General features: G+C 40.5%; 17 protein-coding genes and 1 pseudogene. 1 reads left to right on the top strand and 17 read right to left on the bottom strand.

The features are described 5' to 3' along the window. Positions 1 to 41: 41 nt before the first annotated feature. From ACZ5A8_RS11845 to ACZ5A8_RS11795, 11 genes and pseudogenes are all read right to left on the bottom strand, one after another. On the bottom strand, positions 42 to 872 hold the full coding sequence (locus ACZ5A8_RS11845; protein WP_464529238.1) for a YihY/virulence factor BrkB family protein: 831 nt from the start codon (positions 870 to 872) through the stop codon (positions 42 to 44). Between the two features lie 305 nt (positions 873 to 1,177). Beyond that, positions 1,178 to 1,513 (bottom strand): hypothetical protein, encoded by a 336-nt coding sequence (locus tag ACZ5A8_RS11840; protein WP_464529237.1) that lies wholly within the window; start codon positions 1,511 to 1,513, stop codon positions 1,178 to 1,180. A gap of 424 nt (positions 1,514 to 1,937) precedes the next feature. Continuing rightward, positions 1,938 to 2,720 carry a 4Fe-4S binding protein gene (locus tag ACZ5A8_RS11835; RefSeq protein WP_464529236.1) on the bottom strand — a complete coding sequence of 261 codons (783 nt, stop codon included), beginning with the start codon at positions 2,718 to 2,720 and terminating at the stop codon, positions 1,938 to 1,940. Continuing rightward, the gene (locus ACZ5A8_RS11830; RefSeq protein ID WP_464529234.1) at positions 2,711 to 2,860 is read right to left on the bottom strand and encodes a hypothetical protein; all 150 of its coding nucleotides are present in this window, start codon (positions 2,858 to 2,860) and stop codon (positions 2,711 to 2,713) included. The genes ACZ5A8_RS11835 and ACZ5A8_RS11830 overlap by 10 nt, the downstream gene beginning before the upstream one ends. A 352-nt stretch (positions 2,861 to 3,212) precedes the next feature. After that, positions 3,213 to 4,799 carry a sodium:solute symporter family protein gene (locus tag ACZ5A8_RS11825; protein WP_229390006.1) on the bottom strand — a complete coding sequence of 529 codons (1,587 nt, stop codon included), beginning with the start codon at positions 4,797 to 4,799 and terminating at the stop codon, positions 3,213 to 3,215. 4 nt (positions 4,800 to 4,803) lie between these two features. Beyond that, positions 4,804 to 4,923, bottom strand: coding sequence for a symporter small accessory protein (locus ACZ5A8_RS11820; protein WP_345945482.1), 120 nt, complete (start codon positions 4,921 to 4,923; stop codon positions 4,804 to 4,806). 309 nt (positions 4,924 to 5,232) lie between these two features. Next, positions 5,233 to 6,774: a flippase gene (locus ACZ5A8_RS11815; protein ID WP_464529232.1), complete on the bottom strand. Its 1,542-nt coding sequence runs from the start codon at positions 6,772 to 6,774 to the stop codon at positions 5,233 to 5,235. Positions 6,775 to 6,787: 13 nt separating this feature from the next. Next, positions 6,788 to 7,168, bottom strand: a complete 381-nt coding sequence (locus ACZ5A8_RS11810; protein ID WP_464529230.1) for a hypothetical protein — start codon at positions 7,166 to 7,168, stop codon at positions 6,788 to 6,790. 1,211 nt (positions 7,169 to 8,379) lie between these two features. Continuing rightward, the gene (locus tag ACZ5A8_RS11805) at positions 8,380 to 10,470 is read right to left on the bottom strand and encodes a PGF-pre-PGF domain-containing protein (protein WP_464529229.1); all 2,091 of its coding nucleotides are present in this window, start codon (positions 10,468 to 10,470) and stop codon (positions 8,380 to 8,382) included. A gap of 691 nt (positions 10,471 to 11,161) precedes the next feature. Then, positions 11,162 to 11,317, bottom strand: coding sequence for a DUF1328 domain-containing protein (locus tag ACZ5A8_RS11800; RefSeq protein WP_229390009.1), 156 nt, complete (start codon positions 11,315 to 11,317; stop codon positions 11,162 to 11,164). A gap of 177 nt (positions 11,318 to 11,494) precedes the next feature. Next, positions 11,495 to 12,572: pseudogene (locus ACZ5A8_RS11795) on the bottom strand (IS630 family transposase); the annotation flags it as partial. Between the two features lie 716 nt (positions 12,573 to 13,288). Between ACZ5A8_RS11795 and ACZ5A8_RS11790 the strand changes: the two are divergent. After that, a complete protein-coding gene (locus ACZ5A8_RS11790; RefSeq protein ID WP_464529078.1) occupies positions 13,289 to 14,284 on the top strand; it encodes a hypothetical protein in 996 nt (331 codons plus the stop codon). A gap of 371 nt (positions 14,285 to 14,655) precedes the next feature. On the opposite strand, the gene thiE is transcribed toward ACZ5A8_RS11790, so the two are convergent. The 6 genes from thiE to ACZ5A8_RS11760 all read right to left on the bottom strand — a co-directional run bounded on the left by thiE (position 14,656) and on the right by ACZ5A8_RS11760 (position 21,834). Next, positions 14,656 to 15,348: a thiamine phosphate synthase gene (gene thiE / locus ACZ5A8_RS11785; RefSeq protein ID WP_464529227.1), complete on the bottom strand. Its 693-nt coding sequence runs from the start codon at positions 15,346 to 15,348 to the stop codon at positions 14,656 to 14,658. 301 nt (positions 15,349 to 15,649) lie between these two features. After that, positions 15,650 to 16,441 carry a hydroxyethylthiazole kinase gene (gene thiM / locus ACZ5A8_RS11780; protein ID WP_322221184.1) on the bottom strand — a complete coding sequence of 264 codons (792 nt, stop codon included), beginning with the start codon at positions 16,439 to 16,441 and terminating at the stop codon, positions 15,650 to 15,652. Between the two features lie 222 nt (positions 16,442 to 16,663). After that, positions 16,664 to 17,554: a formate dehydrogenase accessory sulfurtransferase FdhD gene (fdhD, locus tag ACZ5A8_RS11775; protein ID WP_464529226.1), complete on the bottom strand. Its 891-nt coding sequence runs from the start codon at positions 17,552 to 17,554 to the stop codon at positions 16,664 to 16,666. A gap of 54 nt (positions 17,555 to 17,608) precedes the next feature. Then, positions 17,609 to 18,835: a cysteine desulfurase gene (locus ACZ5A8_RS11770; RefSeq protein ID WP_464529224.1), complete on the bottom strand. Its 1,227-nt coding sequence runs from the start codon at positions 18,833 to 18,835 to the stop codon at positions 17,609 to 17,611. Positions 18,836 to 19,803: 968 nt separating this feature from the next. Continuing rightward, positions 19,804 to 21,048 carry a methanogenesis marker 16 metalloprotein gene (locus ACZ5A8_RS11765; protein ID WP_464529222.1) on the bottom strand — a complete coding sequence of 415 codons (1,245 nt, stop codon included), beginning with the start codon at positions 21,046 to 21,048 and terminating at the stop codon, positions 19,804 to 19,806. A 39-nt stretch (positions 21,049 to 21,087) separates the two neighbouring features. Further along, on the bottom strand, positions 21,088 to 21,834 hold the full coding sequence (locus tag ACZ5A8_RS11760) for a (Fe-S)-binding protein (RefSeq protein ID WP_464529220.1): 747 nt from the start codon (positions 21,832 to 21,834) through the stop codon (positions 21,088 to 21,090).

Below are 21,834 nucleotides of genomic sequence, written 5' to 3'. Positions count from 1 at the left end.
GATTCCGGAATAAATCAACCAATTTTACAGGAGCAGGCACGTTATGATTCAGAATAGACTTTTGTGAACTCCGCACCAATTGTGATCATAATTGAAGAATAATAAATCAGGAGAAATAAACCTATAATCGATCCGATTGCCCCATAAACGCTTGCAGGGTTGCTGTATGCGAAAAAAAGACCGATGGCATACTTGCCTATGTTTATGAGAATTACTGTTACCAGCGACCCTACAAAAACCGGCTTCAGACCAAGCTTTGAATCGGGCAATATCCTGTATACGAGCATGAAAAATAGCACAAGGATCAGGAAACTAACCATAGAGCCTGTATACTGGGCAATGGAAGATGAAAAAGGGAAAAATCCCCGGAACAGATTTGAAGCTGCATAAAGGACTCCTTCAACAATTATGCTGAGCACAAGGAGCCCTCCAAAACCTATGACTATAAAAAAGGAGACGATTGCATCCGTTATAAAATCCTTTATAGTATTGGGCTCAACGGGTTCGATATTCCAGGCTTTCTCTAGGAAATTCTTCAATTGCCTGAAAACATTGCTTGCACTCCAGAGGAGAAGCAAAAAGCCGATTAATGCGCCTGTTGAGAGGGAATTAACTTCCGGAATACGTTCGAAAAGCGCGCTTACCATATCTATTACGCTCTGGTCAACGGACCCCTGCAGGTAATTGATTATAGTGTCCTGAAGCTGTCTTGACTTTAAAAAAATACTTCCTATGGATACCGAAAATAACAGAAGAGCAGGAAGACTTAACACAAAATAAAATGCCAGTGCAGCACTATAAGTCTGTGCATCGTCTTTTGTCCACTCTTTTATAGTTCCGGTGATCAGACTTTTTATATATCCCAAACTCATGTTTTCCCCTAATTCATAATATATCCTCTTTTATTAAATATCTCTTATCAAAATTCTATAAAATCTATTTCTTCTGCCGTGAAACAAAAGTGGCAAAGATGAACAGAGGTAAACTCACTAAAAGCCAGCTCAGGTAGATCAAGTCATTTAGAGCCAGTCACTTATTTACTTATCCAAAAGAATCAACATATAAAGGTAGGTAACTTAACTAGCTGGATTTTTTAAAAACAGAGAAATGAATAAACACCGTGAAGGTTCTTTTTACCTTTTTAGCCTTCAAAGCACTTATTCGGGCTTTCAATTAGTTAGTACGTGATTTCGATGGAGTTTCCCTCCCTGTCAGTAGCCCTTACCCTTATTAGAGATGGCAAATAAAATGCTATAGTTTTATGCACTACAGTATCATAATTTTCTTTGCAATGAGTTTCCGCTTCAAATGTCTTTTTTTCAGTGAAGATAGATTCTTTACCTTTTGAAGCTGGTTTGCTATGGATCAGTTTTGAAAAAGAGCATATTCTTGACACAGGCATTGACCTGCTAAAAACATCGCGTTTAATGTTTATTATTCTGGTTCCAGAAAGGTTAATTCTTGTCATGAGTCCCCACTCTTTACTTACTCTTTTATTTTTGTCCCCAAACATTGCGTAAAATATTTGCTATCGATGTATACTCCTTCGCTACATATAAAATTTTTGATTTATGGACAGATTCGTCTACAGAAAACACTGTTTAATTATTTTATTCCCTGTTTTTTACACTGTACTTGACAGGTATTTTGCATCTTCTGAATAATTCCTTATGGTACAACTTTTTGCCGCATTTTGAAATAATATTCGATATTTGTAATTCCGAACTCTGTAAATATGAAATGAACGAGAAGAATGAAAATTCAATAAACTATTGAGAGTTAACTTTAGCTGATAAAAATGGTGAAGAGAGATAAAACAGAGACGTAAAATAAAAGAGTAAAACATAGGAATTAAAAAATGGATAAAGAAAATCCGTTTAACAAAATATATTCAACATAATGTAGTTTATATCCTGCGCATATAGAGTTTTTTATTCCTAGACTATGCCTCTTTTTGCAGGAATCACCTTTTCATCAACGGTTTTTCCGTAGGGGCAGGCAAGGTTGCATATTGTGCATTCCATAAAACCTCTTTCCGTAATTCTCCTGATTTTTTTCTCCCATTTCGGATCTATATTCTTCTCAAGTTCGTGGGAGACCACACACTTATCATAATTTACTTTTTCACCCGGAGGCACACCCTGGGAAGGGCCAGGTATGATAGCATTGTAGGGACATGCCTTTACACACACAGATTCTTTCTGGCAGAGAGGCTGCTCTGCACAAAGGTTCCTTGTGAAAGGTTTGTCAGGCTCGATCTCGGCTGTACTGAGCATCGCGACCCAGCGCACTCTCGGGCCATATTCAGGGGTTATAACCTGAGTGTTGTGACCTATAAAGCCGAGTCCTGCAAAATATGCGGCCACTTTTACATGCAGGGAGTGTGTGGGAATAGCTTTTATTCCTTTGTCTTCCCAGAGCCACTGGGCAAGTCTCCAGGCTCTTGTCTCAACAGTCTCATAATAGAGATTGTAATACTCAGCCTCGCCCCCGCTAAAATCTCCTGTTCCGGGCGTACTTATAGCAGCATTCATACCTTCATCCCAGATTACCATGCCCATGATTATCAGTGATTTAGCTTCAGGCATTATCTCAGACGGAAGGGAAAGCCCCCTGCCTTGAGGAAACTCAACTTCTTCCAGCTTAGTAATATCAGAAACTCCAAAAAGCTGGAATCCTCCGGTAAGAGCCTTAGTTTTAATTTCATCTTTCAAAGCCATTTTTTATCTCTCCAAAAGCCATTTTTTATCTCTCCAAAAGCCATTTCTATCTCTCCAAAAGCCATTTCTATCTCTCTATAAACATCACTGGCTACAAATAGATAAAAAAAAGACCATAAAGTGAAAACTATTTGCAGCAAAGTCAGATTAATATAAAAATTAAGTTTTAACCTATTTCTAGTTTCTTAAGAGAGGGGTTTAATATTCAACAGCATGCTCAAAACTTTAAACGCTAACTTCTCAAAATAGCCCTCAAAGAAGTGTAAGCTGGTTTTTCCAGGCTTTTCCCAACATATTGAAATCTGAATAATCTAAAAATGTACCGTTATATACCATTATGTACAGTCATGTATCATTATATCGCTTTTTACGTGATATATTTGCTGAAATAAAAATAAATTTAAAAATTAAACAGAGTAAACGATTTGCTGAGACTTCTTAAAAATAAAAGCTAACTTCATGGAGTACGAAGTCCATGAAGTTCTAATATCCTTACCTCCTATAACAGGCCTCAAGATGTTCTTTTGATGGAGGGCTGGTTACAAAGCTTACAACAACAGCTGCAAGAATTGCAAGCGGGGTTGCAACAAGTATGGGGTCGATAACAGTCCATGTCCCTGTCAGAAGGGTAGCTTTTCCGAAAAGAGCCTGGCTAACGCCGAGGGGAGCAGCTTCTTTTGCGTGCACGAAAATAAGCCAGAAAAGGCTGCTAAATGTCCCTACTATAAGGCTTGCAATAGCTCCTTCTTTTGTCATGCGCTTCCAGAAAAGGGCGCCTGTATACATTGGAAGGAAGGCTGCTGCACACAGCCCAAAGAAAATTGCTGTGGCGCTCGCAATAATACTTATCGGAAGGAAATATGCAAGAATTACACTTGCAAGGATTGTTACTGCAATACCCAGTTTTGTTACGGTAACGGTTTTGCCGGACTTCCCTTTCATAAGGTACTCGCGGTAAAAGTCGTGCCCTATTGCCGTACCCATTGTGTGGAACTGCGAGCTCAATGTAGACATTGCGGCAGCAAGCAGGGTAAGCATAAAAAGGATCACAAAGAGATCAGGCATGGAGCTGTTAATGTATTCAGGAATTATGAGATCTGTGTTTCCTTTAGCGACGGCGATTGATATCATGTTCTGCGTCTTATAAAAGTACGCATTTGATAGCGCACCCACGGTAAACGCAACTCCTGTCATCATAAAAATGAAAGGCCCGCCTACCAGGACTGCCCTGTTAAGGGCTCTGTCATCCTTAACCGTCATGAACCTTACTGCAAGCTGTGGCTGCGCAAGAACCCCTATTCCAACTCCCAGGACAAGAGTCGAGATTAAGGTCCACCATATTGTTGAGCCGAATGCAGGCATTGCAGTCCACCCGAGATGCCCTCCCTGTACAAGGGTCTCCGGAACGAGTGGAGCCATGTCGGTGAGCATTCTGTGCGCTTCCGTAATGCCGCCAAGTTTTGAGTAGGTCAGGACCATTAAAACTCCCATGCCCAGAAACATGAGAGCTCCCTGAAGCGCGTCTGTATACATGACTGCGATCAAGCCGCCTGTTATCACATAAGCTGCAATTATGATTGTAAATATCAAAACAGCTACATCATAGTTTATTCCAAGCGTAGTCTCAAGGAACCTTGCCGCACCTATCAGGACTATTCCCGAATAAAGCGGCATGAATAAACCTACAAGAATCCCTGAAAAACCCTGTATAAACCTTGATTCAAAGCGTTTTCCCATTAACTCAGGGAAGGTTACAGCCTTAAGGTTCAAACCTATACGCCTGGTTTTTGACCCGAATAAAACAAATGCGATAAAAATTCCTACAAAAACGTTCATGAATGTAAGCCATAAAAGCCCCATTCCAAGAACCCCGGCTGAACCACCGAACCCAACTATCGCAGATGTACTGATGAAGGTTGCCCCGTATGACAGGGCAAGTACGTATGAGTTTATTTTCCTTCCTGCAACCATGTAGTCATCTATGTCTTTCGTTTTTTTGTATCCCATCCATCCCAGGTAGAAAATTACCATTAAATAGACTAGAACCGCCAATCCGAGAACCGGAGTACTTACAACCATTATCTCAGACCTCCTCTTCGGCACCGATATTCCATTTCAAAATGCCATAAGCAATGCATCCGAAAGCGCTAACAAAACACAGGATATATGCAATCCAGATCTGGGGATCATTAATTCCTAGCATTTTTTTATCTCCAGTCGAATCAACGAATCAACTTGTAATCCATGATAATATGTAGTATGTTAACAAATAACACAGATTAAGCTTTCGTGATAAGAAAAGTTGATGAGTTTTAATAAAGTATCGGCTGGTAACTAGCGGCTGGTAAAGCTTGAATATCTGGATTGCACTGAACAAATCAGCCTTTTGATTTAAGAACTAATTAAAAAATAGAGTTCGGCATATCTCTTTGAGAGATATTGCCGGGCATATTTTGTACCAGCTAGGTGTATGTTGCAGATACAAACAAGCTATGATGCAAGTGCAGACAGGTTATGATGTAAGTGTCTTAAGCTTCTCAGGAATATGAGTACTTACATTGTGCCTGATGGTTTTCCGTATCTCGCTTATCATGCTTACTTCAGTTTTGTCCAGTATCTTTGCATAATGAACGATTACAAAGTACGCAATGATGAAGATTGCATATTCCCAGGCTGCTCCGGAAAGCGGAATTACTTCCTTGGCAGCGAGCATGGCTGCAGTCATGACGGCACAAACCAGGGTCAGCTTTCTATACATCGAAGTGAATGGATGCATTTTCTGCTTTCTCCATGCTCTTAAGGTCATTGAGACTTCTATCGATGCATAAGATACGGCAGTTCCTATAGCTGCACCTATCATACCGTACTCAGGTATAAGCGTGAAGTTAATAACGGCGTTAATTCCCGCACTTGCAACCGAACACTTCATCAGGAAGTCAGAATCTCCGGATGCCAGTAAAGTGTGGTAGTTGAATCCGAAATATGAGTTTGCTATGAATCCCATGGCAAGGATGCGCAGGGCCGTTGTACCGCCTACATATTCCGCTCCGTAGAGTTTCGTAATAAGAAACTCAGGATACACGAATATCAGTGCAAAGATAGGGAATGTAAGCAGGAAGGACCATTTGGTCATTACCGCATATATCGAACCAACCGGTTGAGTGTCGTTCAGACCCCACAGCTTTGATGCTACAGGGACATACACATAGCCCATGGAAGCTATTACCAGGGACAGGAACCCTACTATAGGATACACTGCATTGTAAACTCCCACAACTTCGGCTGGCTTGAAATAACCGAGCATTATGGTATCTATCCAGCTCATGAGGTTCAGCAGAGTCGCAGTTATCAGGAGCGGGAATGAGTACCTTATCAGCTGCTTGGTGGGTTCGCTGAATTTAAGCTTTAATTCCGGTTTAACCGGTGGCTTCTTTATAAAGTACACCGACATTATACCGAAAGTGAAGACCATTGAAATCAGGTCCGCAAATACTACTCCTTTCAGGGAAGCGCCGAAGAATACGGCGGCTGAAGCAAATCCAAGCAGAGATAACGGCCTTATGATGTTATAGAAGTACATGTTAACACTTGTACGGTCGAATCCTCTGTAGATCGCTACTGTCAGGTTCAGGAGTATGGTGAACGGAATGGCAAAGACAAGGATCTTGATTACGGACAGGATTTTGCCCTGTGCATCAAATCCTTCTCCGGCCAGACTTTCGAACAGCGAAGGTGAAACCAGGATAGCAAACAAGCCTGCAAGCAGGCCCATAAGTATGGCTGATATTATTAATTCATGTACCTTTTGTTCCTCCTGCCTGCCCCTGAAGAACGCAATATATCTTGGCACTCCTTCGTTGAGTCCGAGAGTTGCGACAGCGCCTGAAATTGATATTACCGTAAGTGCGAGGGAATATGTGCCGAAGTCGGCTGGCGAGAGGTGTGATGTCATTACTTTTTTAATAAGGATGTCGAGAAGCATCCCAAGGAAGGTTCCTGCAAGTATTACACCGGAACCTCCCACTATCCGGTTAACGGATTCATTAACTGACATGAGACTCCCCGCCTTAGTTACTGTTTTCCGGGGCTTCCGGGCAAGAACGGAGTTCTGTTGCCCTGCCAGTTACGACTGAATAACTCTCGGTTAGCTGGTTAAAGTTCAGGTAGCCTGTTTCTGCAGTCTGCAGGAGATTCAAGCCTGATTCTTTAACATTGCATATCTTGCCAGATAGGGTGCTGGCATTTGATGAAATGAAACAAGTACCTGGTTGGATAGGGAAATTCATTTTAGGGTTCAGGGTTTCAAAGTTTACTGTTTTAAACTCCTTAAAACAGCTGTAATTCTTAAGTGCGTCGTTGTGTCTGTCTTTTTGCTCGATTTTTTGTCCGGATGTTCCAGGGTGAGTTAAGACAAGGTCTAACTGGGGTTTCTCTTTAACAATCGACATGGTTCGATTACGACCTTTAGGGTTGGGTTGAAGGTAGGTCTTCGATTGTATCCAGGGCTGGAGTCCATGCAGGATATAATAGAATCCCGGGCTGGGTTTCCCGCTGGATTCTATAGATTGAGTGTCTGAACACCCAATAGTAGCTGGACTTCCTGGCAGTACCCGACGAATTTTGGGTTGGTGGATATTCTCAGGTATTGCCCCGTGGGTTGGATCGCGGTAGGGTCCCGATTGATTGGAGTAAACCGGGATTGGGTTCGAATCGGACTGGATTCGAAGCCGGATCCTGGCAGGACCCTATCAGGTTTCTGCAGGATCTTGAATTGGGTTTAGGGTTGGATTTAGGTTTTTTTCGGTAGCCCAGGGTGTGACTCACCGGCATTTTAAACAGGCGATTTATCCTTCAATTTTTGATGGATTCAGTAAACCCGTTTTCTGAAAATTGCTGCCTTTTTTTGCACAATGGCTGCTCAAGGGAATTCGTAGAGCCATTAACTCAATGCATCAGCAATCGGTTTAAATACCTGATAGCTGATGAAAGGCAGCGAGTACGTTTTTGTAAGCTTGATCTGTTTTACTTAAAACCGGGGAAGCGCCAAACTTATTCAATTTTATTGAAAGTTCCCCCAAATTTTATTAGGAGTACCTGCTCGACTAAACATATAAACGTTTCGGAACTAATGTCCGATTATCATTATCGGGTCATACTGGTACCGGAGAGAAAAGTCATTTACAATGTCCTTTTCTGAAGGTCCGGTTGAAAGCTGGTTCTCAGGGTTTAATCCGGGGCTCAGGGATAGATTTTGGAGGCATATTCCGGCTCGATTTCTGGAAACAGGTCCTAGAAATGCGACATCGAAACCAAAAAGCCTGATTTGCCTTTTCCGGATATTCCTAAATTAATTCATCATGTCAGGGGATTTCAGGCTCAAGAGAAGTCTTTTATTATCCTGTTTTTAAATGGAAAAGATAATAAAAGACACCTCTTCTGGAAAGCAAATTGACGCAATGAAACCACAAGAATGTCATGATTTATCATTATGATTATTCTTCTGATCTTAAACGAAAATTTCCCAAACAGTGCTCCCCTGGGAGGCTATTATAATTGTATTCTTATATTAATACTTATTTGTCAGACTTAAGGGACGCTAAAAAAGAGGATAGACTTAAAAGAAAAATAAAGGAAAAAGAATAAAAACAGGGAGAAAAGATCAAACTTTCGCCCAGGCTCTTATATGCTCAATCCATTCTGAAAGCAAGCCATTTATTTCAGAGAATATTTCAAATCCCTGACTCATACTTTTTTCCTGCTCGGACATCTCAGCTGTCAGCCCTGTACTTTCCGCATCCTTCAGGTCAACCGAGCGAGTCTCCGGTTCAGAACCTGATTCAGTTACATTTTCTGAAGAGGTATTTACTTTACCGGTTATTGCAAAGGAAGAGAAACCTGTTGATTTGGCTGTAAAATATGTAAATTCGTCATCTTCTTTCAATATGGTGACCGGCAGTTGTTCCCACTTTTCACCGTCATATCTGTTCAGGGCGATGGCAGAGCTCTCTATTCTATTTTCCTGCATCCATGACTTTTCAACCTTGAAGCAGATAACAGAATTTTCTATGTTCTCAGAGCTTGCAAACCCGCTGTTTCCTACCCACACATTAAAAGACTCATAGACTTCATCCGAAGGCAGTTCGGAGACAAGTGCGGATTTTCCTTTAAGCACTTCAACAATTGTTATTGTTTTGCCAGCGGTCTTTTTTGCATCAAAGCCCACAGACACTACGCAGGTTGCATTATTTATAAAATCGAATTTTACTTCCTTTCCTTTTTTAATGAAGACCTGGGAGATTTCTTTAGTCTCAACATTTTTTGCAGGTTCCGGGGAACCACTAGCACCGCCGTTGCTGCTACTACTGCTCCCTCCGCTGATACTTTCACTATCATCGGAGCCGGCACCTTCTTCAGATACGCTGTCACTTGCTTCATTATTCCCTGATCCATCATCTATGACTTCACCGTCTTCGGGCTCAGTGTCTACAACTTCACTTTCTCCAGTTCCATCACTTCCGATTCCAGTGCCCACAGTTTCGTTGCCTACGATTTCATTGCTCCCGGTTCCACTATCTCCGGAATTGTTTTCATTCTTTTCCGTAACAGTGATCATAGCAGTTTTTAAATCCGTGCCGTTGTCATTGCTTACTGTGAGCTTGGCAGTGTAGGTTCCTGGGGTTGCATATATGTAAACTGTGCTTTTATCAATAGAGTCAGTCTTTTCATCATTATCAAAGTCCCATTCCCTTTCTACAGCGTTCTCAGAAAGGTCGGTAAACCGGACTGAAAGAGGAGCAGAACCGTTTGTAAGACTGGCTTCTAAGTTTGCAACCGGTAATACAGGTGAGGGTTCTTCTATGGTTTTTCCAGTAACAGATACTAGAGGGAGAGAATCTGCATAGATACTGTTTTCGAAACTATATGCGATATCGGCAATGCCGTCTCCATTTGCATCAGGCGCGGTTTCTGAAAAGCCTGATCCATCAGGTTTTCCCCAGAAATTGCCTCCCAGATAGGGTCCACTTATAATGTTTTCGCCTGCAGTTTTTTCTATGCTGTATGAATTTCCTGTTCCGTTCTTTATTTCTGCGTTAACAGTGTTAACCAGATAGTTATTAAAAACGAGGTTGTTATCACTTCTTGGGCAGACATAAAGCCCACTGATGCCGTTTGAGGCAATAGTGTTGCCTGAGAGTGTGTTGCCATCAGAAGTACCCAGATGAACGCCACGACCATTATTGTTAGAAGCCGTATTTCCTGCGAGTGTGCTGCCGGTAGAACTTGCGAGCACAATCCCATAATCTCCATTATTTGTTACAATATTGTTTGAAACGGTGCTCCTTCTGGAACTCAGAAGGTAAATCCCGTACCCGTTGTTCGAAAGTTTGTTGTTCTCAATGATGCAGTTATTGCATCCGGATAGCTGGATCCCTGCATAGCTGGTTTTTGTTCCAGTAATCTTAAATCCGCTAATCCTTACGTTATCTGCCTGCACAGAGAGAGCATGGGCGCCTGAACTCTTAGCTTTGATGATTGTGTTTTCAGGATCTCCGGATTCTGACCTGACTACCAGACTGTCCGTGTTAATTACAACATTCTCGGTATAGGTTCCAGGTTTTACGATAATTTCATCGCCTGAGGTTGCGTTGTTTACTGCTATCTGTATCGAACCACCCGGCTGGACTGAAATCTCAGCTGCAGTTACAATATCAGAGCCTGATATTAAGATAAGAAAAACTGCCAGTAACATTATTAATCTGTTTATTCAGATTCCTCCGTACATTCAGGAAAGTATGGATTAATACTTCTGTTAATTTAATGGAGATTCATAATAAACAATATAAATATATTGGTATAAATAAATATTAGAAGAAAGATATATTAAAAACAATACAACGTCTATAATATCTACCGGTTATTCTACTCTGAATTTAACTGAAAAATAGAACAATTTTCGTTCAGGATTAATCATGTAGTTACTTTTTATTCAAGGCTATCAGATTTGCTTTTTTTGTTAAAAACATAGTAGATTTATTTAGACAATATTTTATGTTAATAACAGTTTATTTCCTTTTACTTTTTTTTAAATGGAAATCAGATAATTCAAACATTTAAGAAGTTTAATCCCTTCCAAGGAGGTTAATCTTCAGTTCTCATTTATAAATATCGAAAAAGTGTTTGCTTACGACATAGAAATACTCCAGGCCCAGCTATTCGTGATCAAACTGTACATTTATTCAAAAATAAATAATACGTTTAAAAATAATAACAGATTTAAAAAAATAACATAATGTAATATTGCTATATCAGGTCAGCAATGAAAATAAAAAATTGCTGTAATCTCCTTCAGTTTTCTTACGTCAAGGTGAAAAAAGAACATGGACACAAACTGGTTTATGCCCATTACCACCTTTATAACACTGCTTTAGTATGGGATACCGTCATAATAATAGCGAAAGTATTGCAAGTATAACGAAGATTATAACAAGCCACTTTGCGATAGTCATAGAGAATCCGGCAATCCCCCTTGCACCCAATATATATGCAATCAATGCTAAGATTAAAAATACCACTGCTAAACCAATCAGATCTGGCATATTTTACTCCCCTAATGTTCATTTAATTAATAAATTAATTATTAGATTAAAGGTATTTATAATTTGGCTGTCAAAGTAACTCGTTTTGCGTATAAGGATGTATTCTATCTTGAATTCGGCAGATTGGCGTTTTAATTCAGGTATTTTTGAGATCATTCTTTCTTAACTAGTGTCTCGTCAATCCTCAATTGTCGGATAAAGACGTGCTAATTTTACCCTTGCATCTTCTGTTGTGAATTGCCAATTAACCTTTGCATTTTTGTTGTTTCTGAACTTTTGCCAGGCCAATGCCTCCTTCTTAACAGTGTCAATGTTATTCATTCTCCTTTTTAAGCACTGACCTGTGAGTACATTCAATTCAATCTCTGCCATATTCAACCAGCTTCCATGTTTTGGTGTGTACACAAACTCAAACCTATCCCATATTGCCTTCGCCTTTGCTGGTGGAAATACTTCATAGAGAGATCCCGGAACATGTGTGTTTAGATTGTCCATTACCAGCGTAATTTTATCTGCATTTTCCTGTTGAAGTGCAATTTCTTCCAGAAAACAAGCCCAGTCCTTCTTGGTTTTTCTTTCAGTAATTTTCACCATTCTTTTTCCTGTCAATGGTTCACAGGCAAGGAATATATTGCACATCCCACAACGTTTGTATTCGTAATCATACCTGGCTGGTTTTCCGGGTAAGCAGGGGACTGGAATCCTGGTTTCTCCAATAAGTTGTTTTGGGGATTCATCCATACATATAACAGGATTTCGTAGATCAAATGGACGCTTATAAATATCCAGAACCATTTCCATATTTGCAACAAAGCTACTGTTTTGTTCCGGAGGAATTACCCATTCTTTCCTTTGCCAGGGTTTGATTTCGTTTTTTTAAAGTACGACGTATTGTTTCATGAGAAATATTTTCGATATAGCCAAGATCTACAACCTTATCAGCTAACAATCTCAAAGACCATCTTGCAAAACCTTCAGGAGGTTCACTGCAACTCAATGCAACTAAATGGGCTTCTAAATCACCATCAACTTTTTTAGCATAAATCCGATCTCTTGTTTCTCCATTGAGGGCAACTTCAAGACCTTCTTCAACAAATCGCTTTTTAACACGATCAATTTTTTTCATACTGATATTCAGGACACGTGAGATTTCTTCGTTGATTGAATGGTTGACATTCCATTCACCTTTATCACAATTAAGTAAGATCAGAGCATTGAGAATTTTTTGGGAGTTGTGTTTACCCTTTGAGGTGAGCTTATGCCATTTTAGTTAATAGCCCTTATTTTGGAATAATGGATGTTAAAAAGATCTATTTTTTTAAAAAATTAGACTAAAACACTTTAATTTCAATTTAAAGGTAAATAGAAAGGATTATACCTAATTAAACCAATATTATGTCGCCAAACAAATAATTGGGCTTTAAAAAGGTATAATCCATGATAAAGATTATTACAAAAGGATATAAGTACTTATTGACTCAAATCGACGATTTTTTAGGGTCTGCACGTACCATTGTTATAAGTCTTAAGAGTATTAAAGGCAGAAAAGAATACGAACAGCTTTTTGGTCGAAAATTGGACGATCAAAAGACAAATATTAAAATCCGTATCATATCTCTAAAACAGTCAAGACTCACAGATTTTATAAGCAATCTTTTTGAAAAATCGATGTCTATATACTCTATTTTCGATCCGATGTTGAGTGAATATTCTAACTTAAAGATCCTTTTCATTGAGAAAATTACTAAAAACAAAAGACATTGTAAAGTACGTAATGTGCTCCCTATTTTTCAAAAAGTGCTTTCAGACTTTTTTGGTGAAGGATTTACTTTTCTCAAAAGGAAAATTTGCATTCCTTATAAAATTAATCTTCTAGTTGTACATAGCAAAGAATATATGGAAAGTGTATTGCCCTGGAATCAAGTACTTGCCTTTCAACACTTCAAAACGTTTCATGGGTATATAGGAGACATGTTTGCATTAAATCCTTCGCTGGATAACTTTTTCATTGAATTACAGGCTTCAATGGAGTACCATCCTCAGCATGAATCGTTAAATTTCAACAACATTCTCAAGTTAGAAATTGCAAGATGTAAGATGGGGTATTCAAATTTTGAATCATTCATTAGAGAATTTAACCAGAATAAAGCTCTAAGAAAGGAATTAAATATTGAAAATCGTGATCGAATCACTCTTTCATCATATCGTAGAAATCTGAAATGTATTTATCCATATTTCGTGGAATATGCTCAATTACTGATACAAGAATGTAGAAATCTAAATCTTATAGGAGATAAAATCTGGATATGGGATAGAAGGTTCTTTGAGTGCAACTGCAGTGGATTAAAAAATAAAGAAACTGGTATGCTCTCAGATCCTGATGCAGGACATTATGTTAAAAAAACCGGAAAGTATAGTGTCCTATCTGGAACGGGGTATACTGATACATGTGTTGTTGATAGTTGGTGGGGTTTACCAGTTTATTGGGATGCAGTAAACGCAAGTAAAAATGACAACACTATATTTCAAGAAACTATCATTCAGTGCATGAAATCGGAAACTCATAAACCACTTTTTATGATTGCAGATGCTGGACCTGATAGTCATCCTTCTAACCAGGTGGTTATTGATCATGGAGTTATTCCAATTATAGCAGCCAGAGCTAACAGTGCAGGAACTATTCTTAAAACAGAAACAGGAACCCACTTCAGAGGAATATATATACCAAGGAAATTTCATAGACTCCTTGGTAAAATATACAATCTTAGAACCACTGTTGAAAGAAAGAACTCAAATGAAGTAGTGGGATACAATCGCTCGAAAACACCTACAAGAAGAATTGAATGGGCTAAAATGTTTGTCTCTATAGGCAACATTGCCGCTTTACTTACGGCATTAACGGCTTTTAAAGTTGGAAGAAAAGATTTGATAAGGGCACCAACTGCTTTTAGAAGGTTGCATTTTTAAGCTATTTAAGGAAATTTTTCCGGAAAATATAGAATTGAGTGCTTTTATTTGGGATTTAAAGCATTTTAAATGATTTTGGCATAAGCTCAGTTCTTTCTTTTTTGGAAAGGGCTGCCAGGCAAGCTGGCGAAGGCGTCCTATAAATTGTGGAATAAAAGGCGGTTTCCTGGGCCAAGGGAAATATTCTTAGACCGGGAAATATTTTCCAAAATATTTGATCTCGTTTAGTAGCAGTATCAATTATTTTTGTCACTCTTTTTCATTGCTGGCAGGCCGGCTCTAGCCCTGTACGGGGCAGAAGAGAAAAACACAAGATTAGATTTTCGAGTGTTCTGGAATCTAACTATAGAATCTATTTATAAACTGAGTGATTATGGACTACTTGAGCTTTTTACTTCCTGAATAATATTAATGAACTCTCTGATTTCCTTTTTTACATCGCCGCTGCATACAATTGCAGAGATTGCAACAAGACTGTCAGCACCGTTTTCAATAACGGTCCTGCAGTTCTCTTTATTAATTCCACCAATAGCAACTACAGGGATCCTTATCGCATTTTTGACGTCTTTTATTCTGACAGGTCCAATCCCTTTTCCTGCGTCTTTTTTAGTAGCAGTATCAAATATTGAGCCGAGACCTACATAATCAGCTCCACTTTTTTCTGCTTCGATTGCTTCATCAACGTTGTGGACAGTAAGACCGATTACCTTGTCCTGGCCCAGAAGTTTTTTTGCAGTTTCAATCGGCATATCATCCTGGCCTATGTGAACTCCATCCGCATCAACTGCTAAAGCAACGTCAATTCTGTCATTTACGAGAAAAATTGCTCTATCCCTGCAGATTCTCTTGATTTCGGATGCTTCATCGATCATCTCTTTTGTACTCTTGTTTTTCTCGCGGTATTGAATAATCTTGCAGCCTGCTTCAACTGCCTCCTTTACATCGGATAAAGTCCCTTTCTTTGAAAGCCCGGAGTCTGTCACAAGATAAAAATCGATCTCTTTTAAAAGAGAATAGTTCTGGGAGAGATCTCTCCGGGATATATCTTTCTGATTAGAATTCATTTTATCGGAATTTTTCTGATTGCAGTTTTTCTGATCCATTACACTTCAACCCATTAACACGTGTGTTTAAAAATAATTATATTTAAAAATTAGTAAACCAACCGCTAAATTGTTGGTATTGTGATTATCGTCTTTTCAGTACCAATTGTCTTTTCAGTTCCAGATGTTTATAATTTCATTTATTCAAAGGCGGCCGCCTCCAGTCGCTGGGGCGCGGAACAGAAGCGATAGGTAGATGCTATTCACAGTGCCCTGAAATAGTATCCAGACCAATCAAACAAACCGCCAGAATGCCCTTTTTTCAGGTTCGCCTTTCTTCGACTTTCATCATATCCTTTACTTTTTCATCGGACATATCGAACACTTCATCGTACAGGTTAACCTTAAAACTTCCAGGTCCTTTTGAGTTTTCAGCTGCAAGTTCTCCTGCAACCCCAAAATAGCATAAAGCGTCTTTAGCCGCATCACAATAGTCCGGATTTACCGAGGCAAATGAACCAATTATCGATGCAGCCATGCATCCGGTCCCGACAATTGACCCCATTAGCCCATGCCCGTTCTTTACAATAAAGGTCCTGCTCCCGTCACTTATTATATCTTCTTTTCCGGTCATTACCACGACAGAGGAGCTTGATTTTGCAAACTCTTTTGCAACTTTCTCGGGGTCGGCACTAATAGAAGTTGCTTCAACACCTTTTGTTTCAGCATTTTCGCCTGCCAGTTTTGCAATCTCGGAATAGTTGCCTTTGATTATGTCAATATGGACAGAGCCAAGGATTTTTGCAGCCATCTCATCCCTGAATTTCGTAGCTCCAACTCCGACTGCATCAAGTACTACAGGAATTTTCTTTTCGTTTGCAGCGGCAGCGGAGATAAGCATGGAATCAATTATTTCAGATGTAAGGGTTCCTATATTCAGCACGAGTGCGGATGATATTCCTGTCATATCAGCGCATTCTTCAGGAGCATGCGCCATTACAGGGAGCGCACCAAAAACTCTTGTTATATTTGCGCAGTCGTAAATAGTTACCCAGTTAGTGATATGGTGGATCAGGGGTTTTGTTTCCCTTATTGTTTTTAGCGGGTTTTTCATCAGTATTCCTCGATAGGCGTTTTAAATTCTGCGTGGTTTAAAGTTATGAGTGATAAAAATATGTGTTATATATTGCTTAGTAAATCTTCATCTGGAAAATGGTCGGACTCTTAGGACTCTTATTTGTTAAGCATTAAATACTCATAGTTAAAAACTCATAGTTAAAGACTCACAGTAAAGCATTAAGGGATTATAATAAGCATTAAGGAATTTTAATCAAGCTTATTCCTGATTCCTGACTCTTTCCACGCCTGTATAAATATTCATTTTCTGGCTCCGGACAAAACCGATAATAGTAAGACCGGCTTGCTCTGCCATGCTTATAGCAAGCGTCGTGGTTGCACCTCTGGATGCGATAACAGGAATATTTGCCATAAGGCATTTCCTTACCATTTCAGAAGAAAGCCTTCCCGAACAGGCTACAATTGTCCTTGATAAGTCCACATCATGCTTCAATCCGTAACCTATTACCTTGTCAAGAGCGTTGTGTCTGCCGATATCTTCTATTATACAGATCTTTCCATCAGGCCCAAAAAGACCTACAATGTGTATGCCGCCTGTTCTGGCATGAATGTCTGAAACCAGTGTTTCTTTCATTATATTCTTTATTATCGAAACATCAGTGACCAGATCCGACTTAATTTTTGGAAGCCTGTCAGCATCAAGGAATGAAGTGTCGCTGCCACATCCTGAAAGAACTGTTTTACCTGAAAGCATGATCGAAGAGGGATTTTTTGTCAGGACACTGGCACTCAGAGTACCGACACTATTTATATCTCTACTCTTTTCTTTACTTTTTTCTCTATTTTCTTCTTTGTTTTTTTCTCTATTTTCTTCTTTGTTTTTTTCTCTATTTTCTTCTTTGTTTTTTTCTTTGTCTTTTTCTCTGTTTTCTTCTATACGCAACGATTCGATGTCCTCAAGTTTACGGATGATCTTTTCTGTGTATAAAAATCCTGTTACAAACTCTTCAAGCATTGTCGGGCTTATCATTGCAGTCAGAGCGTGGCGGCCGTTGACGAAGACTGCAAGAGGCACTTCCATTACAACTTCATGTGACGACGGGACCATTGACCCGTTATCATACTTTATACAGGGGACAGTTCTGTACATCACATCATACTCCTTGCACAATACTCCTTGGCAATACTTCTTGCACTGTATTCCTTACACTATACGAGCTATTTCTTCGATTGTTTCAATAAGCAGGTCTATCTCTTCTAAAGTATTGTACAGATAAAGGCTAGCCCTCACAGTGCCGTTTTCAAGCCCGAAATGCTTCATTAATGGGATACAGCAGTGATCTCCGGAACGGACAAGAACCGCCGCTCTTTCGTCAAGCAAATAGGCTATTTCATGAGGGTGAATCCTGTCTATGGTAAAAGAGACAACTCCTATCCTGTTTTTTATGTCCTGCGGCCCATAAACAGTGACATTATCTATTCCGACAAGCCCTGCAAGAAGACGTGATGCTAGCTTCTGTTCGTGCCTGAAGACAGCATCCATCCCCAGATTTTCAAGATATTTCACTGCCTGCGCCAGCCCAATTGCTCCAGAGATATGCGGTGTGCCGGCTTCGTATCGCTTATAACCTTCAGTCAGGGTATATCCTTCGGTGATAACATCTTCAGTGTCTGCATTTCCAGTAATTACACCTTCAATAACCACGTCATCAACTGTGCCTCCCCCTACCATGAGTGGAGAAAGAACCGCATCTCGCATCCACAGTACACCAGTACCGGTTGGGCCAAGCATCTTGTGCCCTGAAAAACACAGGAAGTCGCATCCCATATCCTGAATATTCACAGGAAAATGAGGGACAGACTGCGCCCCGTCAACCAGAAAATATGCTCCACGCTCTTTGCAGATACCAGCAATTTCATGAACAGGCTGCACGGTACCAAGCACATTTGAAACATGGCTTATTGCAACCAGTTTTGTGTCAACAGTAACTGCTTCATTAAAAGCCTCTGTATCAAAAACGCCTTCAGGACCCGGCTGAAGAATAACTACCTCAATGCCTTTTTGGCGCAATCGAAGCCAGGGAAGCAGGTTGGAGTGGTGCTCCATAACTGTTGTAACTATCCGGTCTCCGGGCTGCCAGTCCAGTCCGGCTGCAACCGTGTTGATAGCTTCTGTAGTGTTTTTTGTAAAGACTGTTGTGCCTTCATCCCCGCCAATAAAACTGCTGACAGTATCATGTGCGTCCTGGTACCTCTGTGTCGCAACCCTTGTGAGCCGGTGCATCCCTCTGCCTACATTTGCGCGATACTGCCTGTCGTATTCGTTCATGGAAGCTATAACAGGCTCAGGGATAAGGCTGGTCGCAGCACTATCCATGTAATGGAGGTACTGAGGTATCCGGAAGTCAGCTAAACAATCTTCAATATTCATAATACTTCATCCATGCTACCGCTTCTGTATCTTTTAAGGTTTCGAGGATTCGCGGAGCTTTTTGGCGCAAGTAGTTTACAAATTTTACAAATATAAGTAAGATGCTGCCTCCTCCGAAATAAAATATTTCGAATATGAAATAAGCAGGCATTTAATTCTGGAAAGTTCTTCGATCAACGCATCGTATAAACGTTCCCTTTGCATGGATATATACCGACCGCCTGATTTGGGTAACTCTGCCTTGCCAGCTCCAGAAACTTAAATCTTGAATTTGACTTCACAATTGTGAATGCACTGGAAAGAGCACTTATCGGTAAAATACTTTTTGTCCCGAAAACGAACCCGCTCTAATAAGAATGATACTGAATCTACAGTGAAATTCTGGGGAAATATCCTCCTCATTCCCAAAAATACTTCCATGTAATCCGGGAACCTGTTTTAATCCACAAGTATCTATCAGTGCCTGCACCAGTTTGTCTGGCGCCTATTCCTAAAAAAGTCTAAAAAGTTGAAGACAAAAAGAAGTGGAAAGAAGAAAAAATAAAAATAAACTTGAAAAAGTAACAAGAGTAATAAAAGCAGACGTAGACTATACTTGCCTATTCTTATTTACCTATTTTTTATTTGCCGATTCTTATTTACCTATTCTTATTCACCTATTCTTATTCACCTATTCTTATTCACCTATTCTTATTCACCTATTCTCTTCTTTTTTCTCCATTTTATTGAGGGAAAGACCGCTCTCCTGCGTCGAGCGTGACAAGAACCACATAGCAAGTTAGTGTCGCGTCAATCCTCAAGGATTGAACGATTCTGAATAGTTGTAATCGATCTTATACGACACTTTACTGTGGACTCGACACTAGTAATGTTGTACAGTCATTAGATCTTAAAATATATGTCCACTAAGCCTGAAAAGAGATATCTGGCTGAAAGACTGCATCAAAAAGGGAATAAAAACCTCTCTATTAAAGAGGTTCCATCATCTGTGTTGGTGTAAACTTGTGCTTCAGAATACGATTCTTAAGCATTGTACAGAGCCTTTCTGCCCTTGCCCTGTCAGACTGCCTCAATGATATAGGGATAGTTCCTTCAGCCAGTTCTATTGACCCAAGTCTTCCACGGAATACTCCTTCAGAACACTGGAGTGTACAGGTTCCGCAGTTGATGCAAAGGTCTCGATTGATGACGAAATTATTCGAGATTGCGTCCGTGGGACAGGTGCGCATTGCAGCACAATCCGGGTGTTGCAGGCATCTATCTTTTTCGACACGGATCACTTTGTCGGTATCTCCCCAGATATGCCCGTAATTTACTTTTGAATGTGAAGTACGCCCGTTTATGTCTGATACGGGTAATAGGACATTCTGGTCCAGGATTTTTAATCCTGAGAGTATCTCTTCGTCAAGAACAGGGATAGGAACTGCAAGAGAAGTCAGGCATTCAGGTCCGTGTGCGGTTTTCATCCCACCCATCATCGTCGGGTCCATGTCTTTCATGTCTGCATAGGCTGAGACATTCGGTTTATCAGGGCTGGCTCTGGTCCCTTTCCCCATAATATAACCGGATGCGCCGTTTAAAAGAACTCTTGTACCCACACCTATTATCCTGTGGGAAGGATCGTTTTGCAGAGGGTTTATTTCACCGCATCCTGATACCGTTGTTTCCGTAAAAGGACCTGTCAGGCCTGTCACAGAGAAGATGGTGTTGATCGTGGAGGAAGTAGGGTTTATCAGTGCGTGGTAATTTTTAAATGCGAGCCTTGTAGTGATTATCCTGGCAAAGTCGATGTCATCAAGCATAACCTGATTTTCATATCTTCTGCCGTGTGCTTCTACGAGGACTTCAATCTCTTTTCCTTTCACAAAGTCCCGGAAAAGGTGCCCTCCGCCGTACCGATCATCTGCACGGGCTGTCCCGTTTACCACAAGGTCAACAACCCCAAGCCGTTCGTTCGGGCAGGGTCCGGGCTGGGCAGGCACACCGTTTAGCCAGATTGCATCTGCTCTCTCAAAACTGCATTTTTCGGCTACAGGTACCATTATAACTGCCATTGTACCGGACATCACGCCAAAGGTTCCGGTAGTGACCACATCCACATCATCGACGGTAACCTTTTGCCCGTCACGCACCATGGACTTGAGTTCTGCAGCAGTCAGGATTATCGCCTCATTATTGGCGATTTTCCGGTTTATCTCTTCAATGGTCTTCATAGTATCCCGCTCTCGTATTTCCCTATCTCTTCAAGACCTTCACAATATCCTTATGTCCTCAAGCCGGACGTGGAGTCCTGAAGGTTTTTGAAAACTCATGTTTACAAGAGCAGTATGGGCAAGCCCTATCATACAGTTGCCAGGCAGGAAATACTGGCGGGTTCCGAAGACAGGGGGTTTTCTTACAGTACTTGCAATTCCTTCGAAAGCGTGGACATGATACGCCTGAACGTCATGCACGTCTTCTGTTCTTGCAGCCATGGGTCCAACAGTATGGCATTCAATTACACCCGTTACCGGATTTGCGCTGAGGACTCGTAAAGCATGATAGACAGGGCATCCGGGACCTGCCGGACGACCGGTTACAAGATCTCCTTTTTTAATATCCCATTTTTCTACAAGGTCTGCCCTGAACGGTACTATGAATTTACGTGCTGAAGGCTCACCAGAAAACGGAAGAAGAACAAAGTCATATTCTTTTCCGACAACATCTACACCTGAGTAAGTGATGTTTCTGGCCTGGATTGCAAGATTTTCCCGGCTCAAAAGGTTCTCGCGGCTCAAAGCATTATCCTGGCTTAGAACATTATCCTGGCTTAGAACATTATTCTGGCTTAGAATGTTATCCTGAATCAGGATGTTGTCCTGACTATACATATTGTTTTTACTGTAAAAAGGGCATAATTCCGGCTCTGCCAGCCCGGCTCCAAGCCGGTTAACAAAACCAGAACAGGTCTGAGAACCGCAGGCTCCACAGTCTTTACCCGGGGGATTCCATTCAATCAC

It is taken from the genome of Methanosarcina subterranea (assembly GCF_055385895.1).
The sequence above is the reverse complement of the archived record's forward strand: the minus strand, read 5'-3'. Positions and strand labels throughout refer to the sequence as shown.